The 20,192-nt window shown below is 35.8% G+C and carries 13 protein-coding genes and 1 pseudogene; 8 read left to right on the top strand and 6 right to left on the bottom strand.

Going from position 1 to position 20,192, the window contains the following annotated elements:
- Window positions 1–4 precede the first annotated feature (4 nt).
- Together PPBDW_RS15510 and PPBDW_RS15505 are read right to left on the bottom strand one after the other, a co-directional pair.
- A complete protein-coding gene (locus PPBDW_RS15510; RefSeq protein WP_036790052.1) occupies window positions 5–1,681 on the bottom strand; it encodes a GGDEF domain-containing protein in 1,677 nt (558 codons plus the stop codon).
- Between the two features lie 181 nt (window positions 1,682–1,862).
- Window positions 1,863–3,560, bottom strand: coding sequence for a GGDEF domain-containing protein (locus PPBDW_RS15505; protein ID WP_036790049.1), 1,698 nt, complete (start codon window positions 3,558–3,560; stop codon window positions 1,863–1,865).
- Between the two features lie 248 nt (window positions 3,561–3,808).
- Here PPBDW_RS15505 and PPBDW_RS15500 point away from each other — a divergent pair, with 248 nt between their 5' ends.
- Entirely contained in the window at window positions 3,809–6,478 is a 2,670-nt protein-coding gene (locus tag PPBDW_RS15500) for a bifunctional acetate--CoA ligase family protein/GNAT family N-acetyltransferase (RefSeq protein ID WP_036790047.1), read from the top strand.
- A 173-nt stretch (window positions 6,479–6,651) separates the two neighbouring features.
- Here PPBDW_RS15500 and PPBDW_RS15495 read toward each other — a convergent pair whose 3' ends face one another.
- Window positions 6,652–7,914, bottom strand: coding sequence for a CynX/NimT family MFS transporter (locus tag PPBDW_RS15495; RefSeq protein WP_054262119.1), 1,263 nt, complete (start codon window positions 7,912–7,914; stop codon window positions 6,652–6,654).
- 311 nt (window positions 7,915–8,225) lie between these two features.
- On the opposite strand from PPBDW_RS15495, the gene PPBDW_RS15490 reads away from it, so the two are divergent.
- The 6 genes from PPBDW_RS15490 (at window position 8,226) to PPBDW_RS15465 (ending at window position 16,410) form a co-directional block, all read left to right on the top strand.
- Window positions 8,226–9,086 carry a DUF4344 domain-containing metallopeptidase gene (locus tag PPBDW_RS15490; RefSeq protein WP_243423023.1) on the top strand — a complete coding sequence of 287 codons (861 nt, stop codon included), beginning with the start codon at window positions 8,226–8,228 and terminating at the stop codon, window positions 9,084–9,086.
- Window positions 9,087–9,311: 225 nt separating this feature from the next.
- A complete protein-coding gene (locus PPBDW_RS15485; RefSeq protein ID WP_054262118.1) occupies window positions 9,312–12,830 on the top strand; it encodes an intermembrane phospholipid transport protein YdbH family protein in 3,519 nt (1,172 codons plus the stop codon).
- A 17-nt stretch (window positions 12,831–12,847) separates the two neighbouring features.
- Window positions 12,848–13,063 carry a YnbE family lipoprotein gene (locus PPBDW_RS15480; RefSeq protein ID WP_036790041.1) on the top strand — a complete coding sequence of 72 codons (216 nt, stop codon included), beginning with the start codon at window positions 12,848–12,850 and terminating at the stop codon, window positions 13,061–13,063.
- Between the two features lie 32 nt (window positions 13,064–13,095).
- Window positions 13,096–13,425, top strand: coding sequence for a YdbL family probable chaperone protein (locus PPBDW_RS15475; RefSeq protein WP_036790038.1), 330 nt, complete (start codon window positions 13,096–13,098; stop codon window positions 13,423–13,425).
- A gap of 113 nt (window positions 13,426–13,538) precedes the next feature.
- A complete protein-coding gene (locus PPBDW_RS15470) occupies window positions 13,539–14,486 on the top strand; it encodes a YeiH family protein (RefSeq protein ID WP_036790035.1) in 948 nt (315 codons plus the stop codon).
- 208 nt (window positions 14,487–14,694) lie between these two features.
- The gene (locus tag PPBDW_RS15465) at window positions 14,695–16,410 is read left to right on the top strand and encodes an amidohydrolase (protein WP_201775675.1); all 1,716 of its coding nucleotides are present in this window, start codon (window positions 14,695–14,697) and stop codon (window positions 16,408–16,410) included.
- Between the two features lie 83 nt (window positions 16,411–16,493).
- Here the strand turns inward: PPBDW_RS15465 and PPBDW_RS15460 are convergent, their stop codons facing one another.
- The 3 genes and pseudogenes from PPBDW_RS15460 to PPBDW_RS15450 all read right to left on the bottom strand — a co-directional run bounded on the left by PPBDW_RS15460 (window position 16,494) and on the right by PPBDW_RS15450 (window position 19,191).
- Window positions 16,494–18,434: a M60 family metallopeptidase gene (locus PPBDW_RS15460; RefSeq protein WP_036790033.1), complete on the bottom strand. Its 1,941-nt coding sequence runs from the start codon at window positions 18,432–18,434 to the stop codon at window positions 16,494–16,496.
- 237 nt (window positions 18,435–18,671) lie between these two features.
- Window positions 18,672–18,931 (bottom strand): annotated as a pseudogene (locus tag PPBDW_RS15455) (hypothetical protein); the annotation flags it as partial.
- A 23-nt stretch (window positions 18,932–18,954) separates the two neighbouring features.
- A complete protein-coding gene (locus PPBDW_RS15450; RefSeq protein WP_036790027.1) occupies window positions 18,955–19,191 on the bottom strand; it encodes a hypothetical protein in 237 nt (78 codons plus the stop codon).
- Window positions 19,192–19,517: 326 nt separating this feature from the next.
- On the opposite strand from PPBDW_RS15450, the gene PPBDW_RS15445 reads away from it, so the two are divergent.
- The gene (locus PPBDW_RS15445) at window positions 19,518–20,072 is read left to right on the top strand and encodes an SPOR domain-containing protein (protein WP_036790024.1); all 555 of its coding nucleotides are present in this window, start codon (window positions 19,518–19,520) and stop codon (window positions 20,070–20,072) included.
- Window positions 20,073–20,192: the final 120 nt, after the last annotated feature.

Here is a 20,192-nt window from a genome sequence, read left to right as displayed (position 1 = left end):
TTATTTATTGTTTACGCTCATATTTTTGTTTATACATCGCTTCATCAGCTTTATTTAAAGCGCTATCTATACAATCACCAATATCAACAATTCCATAAGAAAAGCTTAAATATAATTTTTTTGCTAAAAAATAGGCTTCAATATTACTGCGAATATCATCTATTCGTTGTTGTACACTTAACATTGAAGCTTTATCTAACAATAAAACAAATTCATCGCCGCCAAAACGAACAATAACATCTCGCTCTCGTAGCATCTTCTTTATGGTTTGGGCGAAATCACGTAACACTTCATCACCCTTATTATGGCCATATAAATCGTTTATTGATTTAAAACCATCTAAATCAATAAAAACTAAAGTTTGGTAAGCACGAACATAAGTCGATTCTAAATAGCTTTTTTGATAGCAACCCGTTAGATCATCAATATTAATACTGTCGTTAGCATCATAGACACTACAAATGATAAATGCTTGATTAAAGTGAGTTATCTTCTGTCGATAGGCATGAAAAAACTGCTTACCATTTTCTGTTTCTACAGTTTCATTCGATACAATAAAACAGGTATCGCTATTAAGTAACTCATTATCTAAATCAATACAGGTTCGATAATCAGGAAATAATTCACACGCTTGCGCTGCAGTATAATTAACAAGATCAACGCCTAAATAATTAATATGGTTATCATTGTTATAAATAGCATTCCCTTCACTATCACGAATGATAACTAACGCATCACAAGTACTTATTAATGAAGAAACTAATAAAAAATGTGAACTACTCTTACGCTCAAGTAATTCATTATAATTTTTATTAATTCTACTTTGTTCATTATAAACATCAAAAAAATTCGAAGTAATCCCAATAATATTATAACGATCAATTTTAATGAGGTGATTAATTGCAGCCCTAATAGCCTGAGGATTAGGCGCTCGATTCATATCATAAATAGCTTGATCAAGTAAATTACAAAATGATTGAGTATCCATTTTTTGAATATCAAAATTCGTCTTGGTCGGTTTTATATCTATAATATTAAGTGGTTCAGAAAAATAAAATCCTTGATAAGTCATATCTCCTAGTTGTTTAAGTAAATTAAATTGCTCAAACGTTTCTACACCTTCAACAATAATATGCTTACCAAGTACTTTAGCGATCTTTTCATACGTTGTTTTAACTAATGAGTAAGCGACATAACTTTGATCAATGTTTTTAATCATTTTTCTGTCTAACTTAATATAGTCGACATCAAGATGTAAAAACAATTCGCTATTAGCATAACCTTTACCATAATCATCAAGCGCAAATTGAATACCCTTATCTTTCAATTGCTTTATTACATTTTGAATACGTGTGAAATCATTAGTTTCATCATGTCGAGTTAGTTCTAAAATTATATTTTTTTCATGTTCAAATATTTTATGGCATGTTTTTACAAATTCATCATCAAGTAAACTGGCAATAGAGATATTAATTGCTAGTTGTATCTTTTCTCCATTAACTAATTGCGAACGACGCTTAATAACAAAATCAATAATAGCCAAATCAAAAGTAACATGATCAGCTATACTTTCTATATAGCGTTCAATTTCAGCTTCAGTTTTTCTTAATAAAGCTTCGTAGGAAGATATTTCACCGTTATAATATCGAGGTTGAAAATTAAAATAGCAATCGGATAGCATTAAAATTTATTCTTTTTAGTATTTTAGAGAAGCATAATCGAAAATATCACTAATCACTAATAGAATTTGTAACAAACCTATACATATACCCAAAAGGGATGGTTAATTGCCATGTGCGTATTATTTAACTATTTCTAACTAAATACGAATTTATTCAAAAACTCAAATTACACAAAAATAATCATACAACTCTTAATTGTTTTTTTCTTAATGACTTCTCTTTATACATAGCAGTATCTGCTCGCTTAAGTGCTAGCTCTACACCATCTTGTAAAGACGCAATTCCATAAGAAAAACTTAACTGAGTATCTTTTTTATTAAAATAATATTCTATACTTTGTCTTAATTGCTCTATTCGCTGCTTAACATTTTTTATCACATGACTATTTAACAAAATTACAAATTCATCGCCACCAAAACGAACCATTACATCTGCATCGCGTAGCATATCCTTCATCGTTAATGAAAAATCTCGTAAAACTTCATCACCGATATAGTGGCCAAAACTATCATTGATCTCTTTAAAGCCATCTAAATCAACAAAGACCAAAACCTTATGTTGATTCATATAACTTGATGATAAATAGTTTTTTTGGTAACAATTAGTAAGCTCATCAATAATAATAGTATCGGTAGCTTCATAAACAGAACAAATAACAAAATGTTGACCAAAATTAGAGACTTTCTGCCTATATATATGAACTAATTCGCTACCATTTTTTGTTTCAATAACCTCATCTGACATCATAAAACATGAATCACTCAGTAATAATTCATTATCAACATTTAAACAGGTACGATAATCCGCTACTTTTTCGCAAGCCTCTTCTACTGGCATCCCAACTAAATCAATACCAATATAATTGATAAAATGATCATTATTAAAAATAACATTACCATCTTTATCACGAATAACTACCGCACCATCACTACCGCATACAACTAAAGCAGCTAACATAAAATGTGAGCTTGTTTTATTTTTTATGATTTCTCGATAATTTTTATTAATCCTTTGTCGTTCAGAGTATAAATCAAAGGTATTTGACGTTAACCCAATAATATTATATTTATCTATACTTTTAATATTCTCTATTGCTTGTTGTACATTTTTAGGGTCTTGTGATCGATTTAAATCGAAAATAGCTTGATCTAATTTCAATGAAAATTGTTTTCTAACATTTATTTTATAATTCAGTATAGGTTCTGTTTTTTGTATTTCAGCTGCAGTTATAGCTTTTGAAAAGTAAAATCCTTGATAAAACATATCACCAAACTCTTTAACTAAGTTAAATTGCTCAAATGTTTCAATTCCTTCAATAATAACAACTTTATTTACAACATTAACAATATGATCGTATTTTGATTTTAATACGGAATAACTAATATAATTATGCTCTATATTTCTAATCAATCTTCTATCTAATTTTATATAATCAACATCGAGATATAAAAATATATCAGTATTAAAGTATCCTTTGCCATAATCATCAAGTGCAAATTTTACACCTTTGTTTTTAAGACATAATATTGAATTCTGTAAATTATCAAAATCATCAGTCTGATCATGATTAGTTAATTCTAATGTTATATTTTTCTCGTATTCAAAAATACCCAAACATTCATCAAGAAAATAATCATCAAGGAGGCTTGCAATAGATATATTTAATGAAATAGAAACATCATCACCAATCGATAATGATTTTCTATCTTGAAGGACTTTACGAATAATCTCGAGATCAAAACTAGCAGCACATTCAATAGAACAGACAAATTCCTCAACATTGAAGTTCTGAATATGACTTCTCAGTAATGCCTCATAAGAGGATATCTCACCATTATAGTATCTAGGTTGATATTTAAAGTATAAATCATTGATCATATTTCTATCTAGCACCTGAAATTTTAGCAATAAACATTAGTAATACACATATTCACAACATTATCAATACAATAGTTACTGTATTATTAACATAATTAATTGATTATTACTTATACGAATAAACATTTTATTTTAGGCATAGCATAAAACGTTCAATTATCTTTTAGATCACATTATCTTTATAAAAAAAACGCTTCTTAAATATTTAAATATAAAGTAGTAAGCAGTATTAAATGAGGGATTAGCTTATGAGTAACATTGCGGCTTTTTTAAAACCAAATAGTATTGCAGTAATTGGCGCATCGAATAATCCACAACGGATTGGCTATATTGTGATTCGTAATCTGTTAACAGGTTGTTTTAATGGCCCTATAATCCCTGTCACCCCCAAGTATACCTCTGTAGCAGGGATCCTTGCTTACCACAGTATAGATGCAATGCCTATTACCCCTGATATTGCGATTCTTTGTACTCGCGCAGAGTATGGGCCCGAGATTATTACGCAGCTTGGAGAAAAAGGCGTAAAAGCAGTTATTGTCATTGCTGCAGATATGACAATAACGACTACAAAGAATAAAGCCGTTAACTATCAGCAACAGATGTTAGTCAATGCCCAGCGCTATAATATGCGTATTGTCGGTCCAAATAGTATAGGGATTATTCTACCTTGGCTTAACCTTAATGCGTCAGTGTCTCCTATCCCTGCCAATAAAGGTAATATCGCCTTTATTTCACAGTCAGCGGCCGTATGTACCACTATTTTAGATTGGGCTCAAAATAAACAAATCGGCTTTTCGACTTTTATATCACTTGGAGATGCTTGTGATATTAACTTTGCTGAACTACTTGATTTCTTAAGTCAAGATACTAAAACAGACGCTATTTTGCTCTATATAGACAGTATCAAAGATGCAAGGCAGTTTATGTCAGCAGCCCGTGCAGCAGCGAGAAATAGACGCATCTTAGTGTTAAAGAGTGGCCGTACAATGGCTGGGCGCTCAGCTGCATTGCTTCATACATCAGGTGAAACTGGCCTTGATGAAGTTTACGATGCCGCCATTCGTCGTTCAGGTATGTTACGCGTTCATACCACCCATGATCTATTTGCGGCGGTTGAAACCTTAGCGCATTCAGTTCCATTACGAGGAGAACGACTGGTTATTCTCACCAATGGTGGCGGTCCTGCCATTATGGCCGTAGATGCGCTATCTGATCGTGGTGGAAAATTAGCAACACTAAGTGCAGAGACAATTAACAAGTTATCTCACGTATTACCCGCATACTGGCCGCAAGCAAACCCAATTGATATTATGGGTGATGCTAATATCGAGCGTTATCAACAAGTCCTTAATATTTTACTTGATAGTGATGATTTTGATGCGCTGCTTATCATGCACAGCCCTTCCGCTATCGCCAATAGTACCCAAACTGCCCAAATAGTGACTAACACTCTCCACCAGCATTCGCGTAGTCAGCGCTTTAATGTCCTTACTAATTGGTCTGGTGAAAATGAAGCAGCCGAAGCTCGTTCTATTTTTACCCAAGCGCATTTACCCACCTATCGTACTCCTGAAAGTGCAATATCGGCTTTCATGCATTTAGTCGAATACCGCCGTAACCAACGCCAATTAATGGAAACACCACTATCTTTTGGTGAAATCACGGCTGACCCTCATTATGTTCGTAGTGAAATACAACAATTGCTGCGCCAAAATCGCCATCATCTCGAAACCCATGAAATACGCCCATTACTTGAAAGCTATGGCTTTACCACTCTTCCAACATGGATAGCTTCCGATGCTGCAGAAGCTGTACATATTGCAGAACAAATCGGTTATCCCGTCGCAGTGAAATTACGCTCAGCTGATATTCGCCATAAATCCGAGATTCACGGGGTGGTATTATACCTACGAGATGCTAACGAAGTTGCTAACGCTGCTGATGCGATCCTTTCTCGCGTCGCATTACACTATCCTAGCGCGCGTATTGATGGATTATTGATCCAACGTATGGCTGATCGCTCAGGAGCGCAAGAATTACGAATTGGCATGTATAACGATCCAGTATTTGGGCCAGTGATCATGCTTGGTGAAGAAACTATACATTGGGATATTAGCCGCGATGCCGTGGTTGCGTTACCGCCGTTAAATATGGCATTGGCGCGTTATATGGTGATCAACGCTCTCAAACGTCACAAAATCAAACAACGCAGTAGCTTAGAGAAAATATCTATTCCTGCTTTGTGTCGCTTATTGGTTACGATTTCACAGATGATCATTGATTGCCCTGAAATCAATGCATTTGATATTCATCCCTTACTCGTCTCTGGTGATGAACTAACAATTATTGATGCCTCGATGGATATTGCAATCTTTGATGGTGATATTCAGCAACGATTGGCGATTCGTCCTTATCCTAAAGAATACGAACAATTATGTCAGTTAAAAGACGGTAAACAGGTATTGCTGCGTCCGATCTTACCCGAAGATGAACCCACCCATAAATCGTTTATTAGTCAGGTATCAGAAGAAGATCTATATAAGCGCTTTTTCTCTGATATCGGCGAACTAAATCATGAGGCCTTAGCTAAATTTACTCAGATAGACTATGACCGTGAAATGGCATTTGTTGCGGTTTATGATGGCATGATTATCGGCGTTGCGCGCGCATTATCAGATTCTGACAATAAAGAAGCTGAATTTGCGATTTTAGTGCGTTCAGATATCAAGGGCACAGGTTTAGGTGGTATTTTGATGACCAAATTGATTGATTATGCCAAACAGCGAGGGTTATCTACGCTTACGGGTATGACGATGCCAAGCAACCGTGGCATGATCACATTAGCGCAAAAAATGGGCTTTGAAATTGATGTTCAAATAGCTGATGGTGTCGTTGATATGCTATTACCATTAAAATAGCCATCAAATAAAAATTTACACGCACTGCATCATTGGTGGTTATTAATGCTGCAGTGCGTGGTTTACAGCGCTACCTTTTACCTCCAAAGATATTATTTATTCCCAATGATATCTTTAGTTGGGCAGTTATCTGCTGTGATTTTTTTAAATATTTAACCGCTTTTATCTATATCTTAATAAGATTCAATTTGCTTTTTAGTGTCATCGATAACGATATCTTTACCATCCTTAGTCCGAACAATGACATGTGAACGACCTGCAAATAATGCTAATACAATTAATATAATACAGAAGCTAGATACCATTAATAATGGTGCATGCCAACTACCCGTTCTCTCATGTAAGAAACCAAAAACAATGGGGCCTGTTGCTGCTAGTAGATAACCCATACATTGGGCCATACCAGATAATACTGCAGCTTGTTGTGCATTATGAGTACGGATACCGACTAGAGATAGACCAAGAATAAAACCACCACCGCAGCCGAAACCAATACAAACAACCCATATAACAGCATGTTCAGGGGCGAATAATAGTCCGATAATACCAATAAATGTGAGTAGCGCCATTACTACACTTATACCACGCTTATCTTTCATTTTTACCATTAGTGGAATAAGTACTAATGCTGGCACTGCTGTTGAAAATTGGAGAATACCTTCAATATAACCCGCTTGGTTTTCTGTATAGCCGTTATGAGTTAAAATACTTGGTAACCAACTGATAAATATATACATAATAAACGAATTAATACCAAGAAAAATTGTCACCTGCCAAGCTGCAGCTGAACGCCATAAATAACTATGGCTATCAATATCTGCGGTATCTGCCGATGGACGAGTATGTCTATTCAATTGTGGTAACCATACTAAGATAGCTATCACAGGAAAAATGATGATACCAGCAAGGGAAAATGCCCAGTTTGGAATAGCGGTAATATGTAGTTTGTCTGATAAATAAAATAAAGGAATAGCGACACTAGAACTAATAGTTGAACCAATACCCATGACAAGTACATAAACAGCGGTTAATGTCGGCACTTGAGTTGGGAAATCTCTTTTTAGCAAACTTGGTAACAATACATTACCTATAGCAATACCTACACCAATAATACAAGTCCCCAAAAAGAGCATGGCAGTTGAACCAGCAGAACGAACAATGACACCTATAGTCATTAGCACGAGTGCTAACATCAATGAGGGTTCAAGTCCCACCTTTCTTGCTAGACCAGAAGATATTGGCGAGAAAATAGCAAAAGCTAACAAAGGCAATGTGGTGAGCATCCCTGCTTGTGTCGCTGATAAATTAAGAGTCTGAGAGACAAAGTCTAGAATAGGACCTATACCTGTTATTGTTCCTCGAAGAGTAGCTGCAATTAACAATATTCCAGCGATCAACAATACTGGGCCTTTACCCTTACTAAGCTTGTGAGGCATATTTATTTTCTATAAAGTATAATTATTGGTATGCAATACTACGCCTACCTACCCCTTTTGCATCTAGATATAGTGACAACATATAGCAATAAACAGTCAATTATTACCAACTTACTTTTAGTAAAATTAATAAGTTATAATTTTTACGTATGGATAACTTTATTTTAAGTTTAAAGCTTCATTTGTTAAGTTAGGGTAAGCTTATGATTTAATAAATACATTTTATTGAATCCTAACAAAAATAAGTCAATGCTGCTGTAATGCTATAATTATCAATAATGATACATCTATAGCAGTAATGAGGTGGTAACGTGAATAGACATGATCTCACTTTTAATCAACCAGCGCATACAAAACCTTCACGTTTATCGCCTCTAATAAAGCTTCTATGCGGCTTTCTGTATCTAACAATGTGTTATTTAAGCTATGCCGGCACAGAGCATCCAACCGGCGGGCAATATGGTTTAGCGTTAGATCCTGTTGCTACCGTCAACTTTGTTTTTATTCCCCCCGTTAACCTACAACAACAGCAAGCAAAAGATATTGTTCAACACTCATCTATTTTGACAACCATTAAACAATTGAGCCAAACCCGTTATATTTTCGCACCTAGTTTAGAGATTATATTTGGAAGTGTTAAGGGGCCTGATTATAATTCCACCCAACAACAAATTCAGATTCCTTACCACTACATTACTCAGCTATTACAGCATCTTCGTGATACAGGTATTTACCCTACCCAACAGCAACGTTATCAAGCGACAGCCGATGCGTTATTAGTAACGTTACTGCATCAAATCGGACATGCGTTTATTCTTGATCGAGCTATCCCTGTATTAGGTAACAGCGAAAGTACTGTCGATAATTTTGTCACTATTTTACTGCTTAATGATGTCGACCGAGGAGATGAAATTGCGATTAATTCAGGGCGTTTTTTCAGTATACGTGAACTTCAGAACTCGACACTTAGCACTAATCACTTTATTCAACAACATAGCCTTACTCCACAGCGCTATCAGCATATTTTATGTTTAGTCTACGGTAGTAACCCCAACCGTTATCAGCGTTTATTTGATTCATTCCCCTTGGCACAACGTCAACAACAGCAACGTCAATGCCAAACTATATTTTCAACCACTCACAAAGGCTGGCTTTATTATTTAGACAATTAAATGAATAGACATTCAAATCGCCAAGTCTAACCCCGTATTTTTTGCAACCAAAAGCATATTTAGTCATTTTACGGTCAAATGTTATTGAATAATTTTTGTCGATAACATTCCAATGATAGAATCATTTGTATGTCTAAATATACAGTTAATGGTTATTATTCAAGTTAATTTCACAACTTATTGCTACCATTGGATCATCATTTTATTAATAGGTGAACTATCGCAGTGAAATCTAACCCGCGCAATCCCGAGCCATCACCACCAGTAAATTCTCGGCCATCGCGGTTACATACAGGTACCAAGGTTGGTTTATCATTATTGGTGATCATACTATTAGTACCGATTATTGGTTTTATATGGCTCAGTATTAATGGCATCACAATTACGAGTCTTAAAGGACTACGTTATGATGGTGAGGTACGTGCTGAGCTGATTTCGTTACGAGCTTTTAGTTACAACGTCACGTTTCATGATCTTTCTTTAAAACACAGCATTGATCCAGACAATTCCCTTGATGAAGGCAGTTATCGTCTTTTTGCTAAGAAATATGAGATTGAACTCTCTCCTGCTGCGACAGCAATGTTAAAACAGCAAGATATTTACCTGCGGTATATTCACTTTTTTGATGCTACTTTTAAATTTGTTGATTTCTCATCTCCGTTAGCCATTAATGCCCATGCCCGTAAAGTAACGGCCTCTGCTGCACACAGTGATGGTAAAGAGCCCGCAGCCACACAAATTATAGAACAGGTTGATGTCACCATCAGCAATAGTCCACATCTGGTGATCTCGGGCCATTCTGACAAAGGGCGATTAAATCTATTCTTTCCCCATTATCAACCATCGCCCCATTACCCATTACGCTTTATCGATAGTCAATTTTCTATTGCTTGGCAAGGCGATAAAACACCAGTTTCAGTCAAGATCGCGTCGCTCCACCCTGAATGGGAAACGCTTAATAACACTTTGCCTGAACAAATTATTACTAAATTATCGTTAGCGTTTGATCTCAAACGTAGTCTACCGACAATGAAATTAATTGCTAAGACAGCAAAACTGGAACAACCTAAATACTTACCTGAATTCGTTAATCGTACAGATATTGACAGCAAAGGATTTCATCTTGGGCAAACCATTGCAAACCTTGCCCGCTTACCGGTTAATAAATTTAAAATAAAGTCATTTACTTACGGTGATTTATTAATTGATGCAAAAGTGATTTTAGAAACGCCACTCACTTCAATAGCATTAAAAACACCCAACCAGCCCCTTACTAATCCTACTCTATCAGAGGATGTAGATGCAGATAGCAGCAAAACATCCTCCCATAAAACAGCAGCAGAAAAGGCTAAAAATAAACAACAACGTCAACAGCGAGAGCAAGCCCGCAAAAAAATAGAGCAGCAGGCCAAAGATTTAAATATTGCCACTGCAGACAAAACTAAAGCTCGTTTTATTGTGCGAGGGAAAGCCCTAGCCCCTAACCCATATCAACTTGATGTCAATATTCACCACTTATCGAAAACGGATGCCCGCGTACACACTATTATGACTCGCAGTGATGGTAATAATCTTAATTGCGACGCTAAAATCATTTTTCAACAACCACTACCGCAATACTTAAATTGCAATGCCAACTTTAAAAATACCAAAGAATTTACTGACCGTTTAGGATTAAAAGATGTCCCTGATGCAAAAATAAATGGGCCATTACGCTTTTATGCTAAACAGGTTGTAAGCAGCTTATCAAAAACCACCCAACCGATGGTCATTGATAACAAAATTGTAGATGCGCATTACCTTATTGGGATCGAATTACCATCCTCTTTTACGATTGAACTCAACAAATACGCATTCGCCGCGCCATTTCTACATTCTAAGCAGAAAAGTACTCGTCGTAATAATGCGCCAAAACATGTTGCTAATATTCAGATGAACAGTGATGGTAAAATAAATTTTGATGTCAACTATCAAAATAAGTTATTCCGTGTGGCATTAAGTGATAAAAATGAGACCATCCGTTTTAAAAATGCCAAAACAAAATCTGAATTTGATTTCTTTATCGATGATCTCAATTGTCTGTATCCCAACCTCCAATGTCATATCGATGCCAACATTAATGCTAGTATTAATACCCTACAACCTATTATTGACAGTAAAATTGATAAGGTTCTTTTTAGCTCAAAAGTAAAGGCAACCTGGGCTAATAATTATTTAATCTCACAGCTTCAGCAAACCCGTTTTCAAGCAAAAAAACTAACATTTGAAGGTATTCCAACCTTAGCCAACAGTAATAGTAAGAATATTGATTTCAGTTTAAATCAGTTAATTGGTATTTTTGAAAAACAAACTGACCGGCTGGCATTAACACTTTATCAGCCTAAAAATACGCAAGCACAACTAAGTGCTCAATTATATACACGCCACCAAGCGACAAAAAAATCACAACCTGCAGACTATAAAGCGCTACTGAATGTTGATGTCAGTAAGTTCTTATTACGTCATGAAGTATTATTTAAAAACGATACTGTGACAGCTGCGGTAACTAACAGCTCAATCTCTAAAGCCGAAATGGATAAAAAAGTCGAGTTTAAAGAACGACCTAAAGCAGCCCCACTTACATTCTCTAGTGATTTCAAAATTACCATGGGAGCCGCGCAGCGTAACCATAAGCAATTACTGCCACCGACTAATCTTCATGGTAATTTCCGTTTAGCTAATAACGCCCTACAAGTTGAAACAACCTTAGCTAACCCATACGATGATATATTAGCGCAAGTAGATGTTAATGCAGACTTAATGACCAAGAAAACCAAGGTAAAATTACACCACCGAACAATTGTATTTACGAAAAAAAATAGCTTAAAAAACTATTACTTCCCGAATCTATCTTTGCCGCTTGATATTACTGATGGCAGCATCACCACCAGCGCATCGTTCATTATTGATGATAATAACCAACTAACAGGAACAGCGAACATTAGCACGGATCAACTTTCGGGCAATTACCGCAATATTGATATAACCCAGCTTAATAGCAGCCTTTATGTCGCGTTCTCTCCAAATGGTATTCGTACGCTGCGTCCGATGGCTTTATTTGCCCAACAACTTAAAGCTGGAATAACGCTAACAATACCAAGCTTAATTCTCGACCTTGATACCCAAACAGACCAATACACATTACATCGAATATCAGCCAATTTATTTGGCGGTAATTTAAGTGCACATAGTATCAGCCGTACCAATTTACGTAATTTAACATCTATTCCAGTTACAGTCTTTGGACTTAACATTAACAAGATAACGGATCTTATTGATCATGAAGGCATTGAGTTCACAGGGATCCTTGATGGAACGATCCCTATCTCTATTATTGATGGTAAACCAGAGATCCATAGCGGTGTATTACAATCTCGTCATCCAGGCGGAGTATTACGCTATCTTGATGGGTCCGTCATCGATAAAAAAGTCAAAGCTGCCGGTCACCATAGTCCTTTAGTGGTAAGTGAGATCCTCAAAAATTATCATTATCGTACTCTCGCGATTAAAGTTAACTACGCTAGAAATGGTGTATTAAAAACGCAATCACATTTTAAAGGCTATAACCCTGATTTTCAGTACGGCCGCCCTATCAATATCAACTTAGCCGTTGAGGATAATATACTTGAACTCATTAAAACAATTAACATGATCAATGCTTCAGAAATCGAACAAAAAATCAGTGAGCATTTTAATCACTACTAGCACCTAAAGGTATCATCATGAATCGTTTGCAAAAAACATTGCCTCTATCTACTCTCTATAGCATAGCAATAATGATCACTATGCTATTGCTTAATGGATGCACACCAACAATACAAGTAGCCACATCTGATAAACCGATTGAGGTTAATCTTAATGTTAAAATTGAGCATGACATAAAAATAAAAGTAGACAAAGAGATAGAGCAACTCTTTGATAATAAAGCAACATTTTAGTTTTCACTTTCTCTTTATCAGGATAATATTCTATGAAACGTATCATCCTTAGCTGTTATCTAATCTCGTTATTATTTTCACATCCCGTCTTTGCGATTAATTTACAACAAGCCAAACAACAAGGACTTGTTGGTGAAGCTAAAAATGGTTTTATTGCTGTCATCAAATCAGATAATAACGCTGACATTAACCATCTCGTAACCACGGTAAATAATCACCGCCAAAATACCTATCACGCGATTAGTCGATCCCATGATTTATCGCTTATTGAGGTAAAACAGCGTGCTTATCATAAAGCAATAGAAAAAACACAACCTGGAAATTTCTATCAAGATAATAACGGAGCATGGAAAAAAAAGTAAAAAACATACATTAAATTACTCTTAACCCTCGTTTCAAAATATTTAACTAAACGAAATAGAATGACATGCGTATAATTTAAGATCTCATAAACAAACTGACTTTAACTACAAAAATGACATTAAATCAAAAGATTAGAAACCTAAGGCCTGCAGATATTGTTTTTATAATTGCCGCAGTTATATGTTTAGCTCCTTTCATTAGTTCACCAATAGCATTGATTCTAGGTTTCACTTTAGCTAGTTTTGGTTTAGTACCCACTCAATTTAATCTCGCAGCCTTAACAAAAAAACTGTTGTCATATTCCATTATTGGTTTAGGTTTTGGGATTAATTTAAATGAAGCAATTGAAGCTAGTCGTCAGGGACTAGGACTGATTATATCTTCAATCTTCTTTACCTTGTTTTTAGGTTGGATAGCGACCCACTTTTTAAAGCTTGATAAAAAAACCGGTCACTTAATCGCAGCAGGTACCGCTATTTGTGGTGGTAGTGCCATTGCTGCCGTATCACCAGCAATTAATGCCCGCGATGATCAAACTTCATTAGCATTAGCGACTGTATTTGTACTTAATGCCGTCGCACTGTTTCTTTTCCCTGCGGTAGGTCATTTATTAGAAATGAGCCAGCATGCTTTTGGTACTTGGGCTGCAATTGCCATTCATGATACATCATCAGTTGTTGGAGCTGCGGGCTCTTATGGTGATGAAGCTTTAAAAACCGCCACCACATTAAAACTCGCACGTGCGTTATGGATTATTCCTGTCGCTTTCGGCAGTGCATTAATGTTTAAAGGTGATAGTAAGAAAATTGGTATACCTTATTTTATTGTCTTCTATTGCCTCGCTATTTTAATTGCTCATTTTGTTCCACAATTTCATTCAACATATATCCTTATTTTTGATGCATCAAAACGTTTATTAGTCGTATGTTTATTCTTAATCGGATCAGGAATTACCGTTAATAAACTACGTAATGCAGGACACAAACCCTTATTATTAGGAGTGGTGCTTTGGTTGGCAATTGGTGCAACGTCATTAACGTATATTGAATTATTTCTTTAATAATAACTAACTACACCCATATACCTTTAAGCCAGATACATTATCTGGCTTTTTTGTATCACTCTCGCCACAAACTGTCTTTATTACAAGATATTATTGCCTACATTTAACTGTCCCATCTATAAATTTGAGTATTTTAAAATTTTAGTGCTATCAATATGTATAGTAGTCACTAATATTTTTATATTTCTTAACACGGATGTAGTCAATGAAAATTCCACAATTAAAACTTATCTCAGCCTTAATATCATCGTTGTTAATTATGGGATGTAATGAAAAAGACCCGACTGTTAGCGCTGATGCTATTTATAGCGGCGGTAATATTATCACCATGAACGATGCTCAACCATCAGTTCAAGCTATTGCGGTTAAAGATGGGAAAATTATTGGTGTTGGTGATACCAATAAAATTAACGAAACGTTTAAATCAACAAATACTCAGCTGATCGACTTGAACAATAAAAGCTTACTGCCCGGTTTTATTGACGCACATAGTCACTATTTCAATTCATTACAAGTTGCTAATCAAGCTCAAGTTTATGCGCCACCATCAGGTACAGGTAAAGACGTTGATAGTATTCTTACCGCAATAAAGAAATATGCCGACGAAAATAACGTCCCTAAAGGTGAACTGATCATTGCTTACGGTTACGATGATACCGTAATGCCAAATGGTCGCTTACTCAATCGTGATGATATCGATAAAGTTTTTCCTGATAACCCTGTTCGTATCGATCATGTTTCTATGCATGGTACGGTCATGAATAGCCTTGCTTTAAAAAAATACGGTTACAATGATCAAACAGTCACTCCTGCTGGCGGCGTTATCGTTCGTAAAGAAGGCACCAATGAACCTTATGGTTTAATAATGGAGACAGCTTTTCTTCCCGTACTTGCACAAGCAGAGGTTATGTCGGCTGAGCAAGAAATTGCAGCAACTAAAGCAGGACAGCAACTATATGCTCAAAATGGTATTACGACGGCTCATGAGGGAGCAACCCATCTAAATCAATTTGAAACAATTAAACGGGCATCTGATGCCAATGCCAATATTATTGATGTTATTGTTTACCCTTTCATTACTGATGTTGATGCTATTTTAGCAAAGTACCCAATCGATCAATGGCTGAAATATAACAATCATTTTAAAGTGGGTGGAATTAAAGTGACTATCGATGGTTCACCTCAAGGCCGTACCGCCAAATTTACGACGCCATATTTAGCTGGCGGTCCTGCGGGAGAACAACATTGGTTAGGTGAATTGACTTTCCCACAAGACACTATTAACACCATGATCAAAAAGGTTTATGACTTAAATGTCCCTTTAAACATACATGCTAATGGCGACGGTGCCATTGATGCCTTTTTTGAAGCTCATCTATCTGCAGCCAATGGTGATCTGACTAAAGATCGTAACATTACAATGATCCACGCTCAGTTTTCGCGTAAAGATCAATTAAGTAAATTTAAAGAATATAAGATCCGCCCTTCTTTCTATACCTTACATACCTATTATTTTGCAGACGCTCACCTTAAAAATAGGGGCAAAAAGCAGACTGACTACATTAGTCCAATGCGAGATGCGATTGATATTGGCCTCCACCCAACGAATCATACTGACTTTGTTGTTGCACCATTAGATCAAATGATGATGCTTTCATCTGCTGTTAATCGGTTATCTCGTCATAACGAAGTAATAGGAACAACGCAGCGCATCACACCACTTGAAGGCTTAAAAGCGATGACTATTTGGGCTGCAGAGCAATATAACGAAGAAATGAATAAAGGCTCTCTTGAGGTAGGAAAACTTGCTGATATGGTTATCCTCGATAACAACCCACTGACTATTGAACCAACAAAAATTAAAGATATTAAGATTGTAGAAACAATAAAAGAGGGTAATACCATTTACATGGCCAAATAATATAAAGCCATAAATAAACGTATTGGCGTCATCCATGACGCCAATAACCTTTAATTTCCATGCTAAATAACCTAAATTACTTATTAGTTAGCATAGATAACATTTTCTAATTGACCATTTTGCTTACCAATAACCACCGTAACCGGTTGATTAGGCGTTAACTGATACTGTTTAGAGATAAGCACTTTATTGTTTCTAAACGTCACATCTGCATGTTCACAAGCATTATTCTCACAGCTGAAAATCACATAACCATTTGAATACGCTTTTAAGGTAAAATCATCTCGATTGAAACGGCTACGTTTAACCTTCACTGTGATTTTATCTTTCTCTGAATTTGACCACATACGTATATCGTTAACACGGTGCTTATAAGTCACGGTGTTTGTTTGTGGTGTTTCAAAGACTAATTTAATTTTATCGCCTTTGTTGAGACGCTTTTTAGTCGCCACTTTCACAAGAGCATTGTCTGGATCGACAGTTAAATCAAACTCATCACTCTGATTATCTTCAATTTTTCCTAAATAACGATTGTTAACATAGACGGTTACCTTATGTTCAGGTAGCCAGGTACGGAAGTAATCATAAGCAAATTTAATCTTTTTCGTTTTAGGGCGATAATGAATAGCTACATCTTCACCAAACTCATAATCCTGTTTAGTTATTGATAAATCACTATTTTCCCACATCCCTGTCGATGGTTGTAAGTAACGAGAGTATCGGTTCATGTTAATATTCGTTTCACCACTTACAGGTATACCCCAGTGTTTAAAATACTCACGTAAATCATAACCGGTTGCCAAACTAGCCTGTTGTATAAATACCTGTACTCGCTTATCTTGAGCAACATCATATAAAAATGGCAATTCTTGGTATCCATTACGCATAATAATACTCATGCGTTGGTAAAAACGTGGCCCAAAGGTGAGATCAAGTTGCCAGAATAAACCGAGCTTATCAAATAACCCTAGTTGTTGACCAAAGAAGTCTTTTTCTGAGCTCGATTGATCAAGGTAAGGAAAAATATTGTTATTCCAACGCGAGACAATATTACTACCATGGCCTAAGGTCTGACGGATCTTTTGTGAGGTAATATTAACAGTTACTTCGGTCATACCACTAAATTGTAAATAACGCGGTTGCAAAGTGTGACCATACTCGTGCCACGGTCCCCAACCTCGAGTGCCATTTAAGTAATCAGTATCAACAACACGTAAAAACCCACTATCAGTACCCGTACCTAAATGATAACTACTGGCGTACATTGCTCCAAAGCCATCTTCACCAACATCAAGAAATAATAATTTATGCTCAACAGGTTGATGCAGTGAATTCAAATCATCTGAAAAACCATAATGTTGCTGACCCCAAGTTACAATATTGTCCCAACTCTGCATTAATTCAGTAGGATTAGTAATACCATATTGCTTAAACTTAGCTATCGGACCTGTAATAATCATTTTATTCGACACTAAATGAATATTAGGTACTGTTGCATCATCAAGCATCGATAAAAAATCATTATCACTATGCGTATTTAACTTAAAAACTGGCATTTGATGTCCACCAGTTACCGTCACTTCAACTGGACTATTTGTATCCGTTAAACGATTATCAATATACACTTCCCCATCAATAGTCGCTTTAACGTAATAATCAGTCGTATAATTAAATGAGACACGCTGCTCACATAGTTTATTTTTTGTTAGTTGATTAATACATAAGTGAATATTTCCCGTCCCAGCAGGACTTAAGCGTAAATACTCTCCCGCTTTAACATAAATAGATAAAGGGATAAGGTAAGTAAGTCCCCGATTAGGACGTAATTTTTCGATCATGAGACTGTCTAATTTAGACTTACTAAACTCAGGTGAGACAATGACAGTATCAGACACATCTTCATTAATAGGAAAGACAATTATCGGTGGAGGTCCCGGTGGCGTTGATGCAAAAACATGATTGTTAAATATCATCAAAACAGCAAAAATATAACCTAATAAATGATATCGATTTATGGTATTCATTTCTAACTCCTTAAGGGGTTAAGCATCGAATAAAAAGCCCGATAAGCACCACAGAATCCTTGATTCTAGTTATATTGTAGAAGATATAATCTGAGTTATTCTCACAAATAAGACAAATTTATTGTCAAAATGAAAAAAAACCACTATTTCTTCTTTACAATTTTAGAAGTAATAGAGGTTTATAGTGAGGAATGAAAGTGTTAGCGCTATTTAATCTACCATTACTGTATTTTAATTAGATCCTTGCATGATCGCATTACCATCAGAGTTGCAGATCAAAATGATCAACACAGTAATAACGATCTCGATCGTATGCCCATAACTGATCCATTAAAGTTAGCACGTAATGCTGGGAAGGCTCCCATGATCAGAACTGCCAACACACCAAATCAGAAAACAACTGCCGCAGCTATAGAACTGGCAACAATAGCGAACGGTGAGGCAATAACTGCCATTCCCAATGGGCGGCTAGAAGGAATACCACTACGACGACTAACGCATTATGGCAAATAAGAGAGAATTAAGGTTCAATTTCTACTTTTACGGAAGGTGTTAATACTTCATAACATCTATTGTTTAGCTGTCGTTCACTCATTTTTAGCCATAAAACAACCAACAAAATTACAAATGCACTTAAATCACATAGCGCACTAATAAGTCCTGTCGTGACCAATGACGCTGTAATCAATACCATTGCAATAACTGCAGCAGCTATTCGTCGTTTACGATCATTAACTCTTAGTAGATATGCTTTCATTAATAACAATCTCCCTCCAACATTGTTACTAATATGTTAACCAACCCTTTGGGTTTTAAAAAAGATCATTTACCTCTATGAAAGAGTAAAAAAGCATATAGCAATATTATTCGAGTCAATATAACTTATTCTCATTTAGCATAGTTAACTTGATTAAAAAACATACATCTAATCATGAAAGGGTAATTATCATGTCAATATTCTGCCGTTTTTAGCTACAATACACCCTAAGTATAAAGGCATTTGTAAATAGTGGTATTCACGTTATAAAACTTAAGATACTGATACCACATTCACAAATCATTAAATATTCTTCGGAGAAAATAATGGCATCTCGTACGCTAAAGGCAGCAGTTGTCTTAGGTTTATTTGCATTATCTGGTTGTGCATCATCTAACAGCCCTTGTGATTCAAGTTACCTATTACCATCAAAACTTGATAATGCAAACCTTCAATGTCAACAAACACCTACTGCAACAGTCGCACCAGAAACGACAGTAACTAGCACACCCGTTATTGATAGTGACTACATTGATAATAACGATGCCCACCTTACTGATGAAGAGTCAATGACTAACGACCAAGCATTTGGTGATATTAACCCTTCACATTTTACCGTTCAGATTTTGGCGTTAAGTGAAGAACGCAACCTACGTGGTTATCTTCAGCCAATTACTGGCGATCAACCTATTTGGGTTAACTGGAAGCACGCACTAAACCGTAATTGGTATGCAGTTATTTACGGGAATTACGCAACCCGTGAGGAAGCAAAACAAGCTATTCAAACATTGCCAGCCAATGTCCAAGCACAAGGTCCATTTGTATTAAGTTTTGCGACAGTTAAAGCCGATAAAGAAGGCCAAGTGTATCAATTGCGTTAATTGCATTGCTGCACTACTGCTATTTAACTAAATAGAGAAATAAAAAAACCAGACGCTAGGTCTGGTTTTTTATATCTCGCTATAATTAATAGCAAAAATCAATATCATACATTAATGATT

Source organism: Photobacterium kishitanii, assembly GCF_000613045.3.
GTDB lineage: Bacteria > Pseudomonadota > Gammaproteobacteria > Enterobacterales > Vibrionaceae > Photobacterium > Photobacterium kishitanii.
This window is presented reverse-complemented; position numbering and strand designations above follow the sequence as displayed.

Coding starts and splice junctions, on each gene's coding strand:
- PPBDW_RS15510 (WP_036790052.1), bottom strand. CDS start 1,681: ATGCTATCCGATTGCTATTTTAATTTTCAACCTCGATATTATAACGGT.
- PPBDW_RS15505 (WP_036790049.1), bottom strand. CDS start 3,560: ATGATCAATGATTTATACTTTAAATATCAACCTAGATACTATAATGGT.
- PPBDW_RS15500 (WP_036790047.1), top strand. CDS start 3,809: ATGAGTAACATTGCGGCTTTTTTAAAACCAAATAGTATTGCAGTAATT.
- PPBDW_RS15495 (WP_054262119.1), bottom strand. CDS start 7,914: ATGCCTCACAAGCTTAGTAAGGGTAAAGGCCCAGTATTGTTGATCGCT.
- PPBDW_RS15480 (WP_036790041.1), top strand. CDS start 12,848: ATGAATCGTTTGCAAAAAACATTGCCTCTATCTACTCTCTATAGCATA.
- PPBDW_RS15475 (WP_036790038.1), top strand. CDS start 13,096: ATGAAACGTATCATCCTTAGCTGTTATCTAATCTCGTTATTATTTTCA.
- PPBDW_RS15470 (WP_036790035.1), top strand. CDS start 13,539: ATGACATTAAATCAAAAGATTAGAAACCTAAGGCCTGCAGATATTGTT.
- PPBDW_RS15465 (WP_201775675.1), top strand. CDS start 14,695: ATGAAAATTCCACAATTAAAACTTATCTCAGCCTTAATATCATCGTTG.
- PPBDW_RS15460 (WP_036790033.1), bottom strand. CDS start 18,434: ATGAATACCATAAATCGATATCATTTATTAGGTTATATTTTTGCTGTT.
- PPBDW_RS15450 (WP_036790027.1), bottom strand. CDS start 19,191: ATGAAAGCATATCTACTAAGAGTTAATGATCGTAAACGACGAATAGCT.
- PPBDW_RS15445 (WP_036790024.1), top strand. CDS start 19,518: ATGGCATCTCGTACGCTAAAGGCAGCAGTTGTCTTAGGTTTATTTGCA.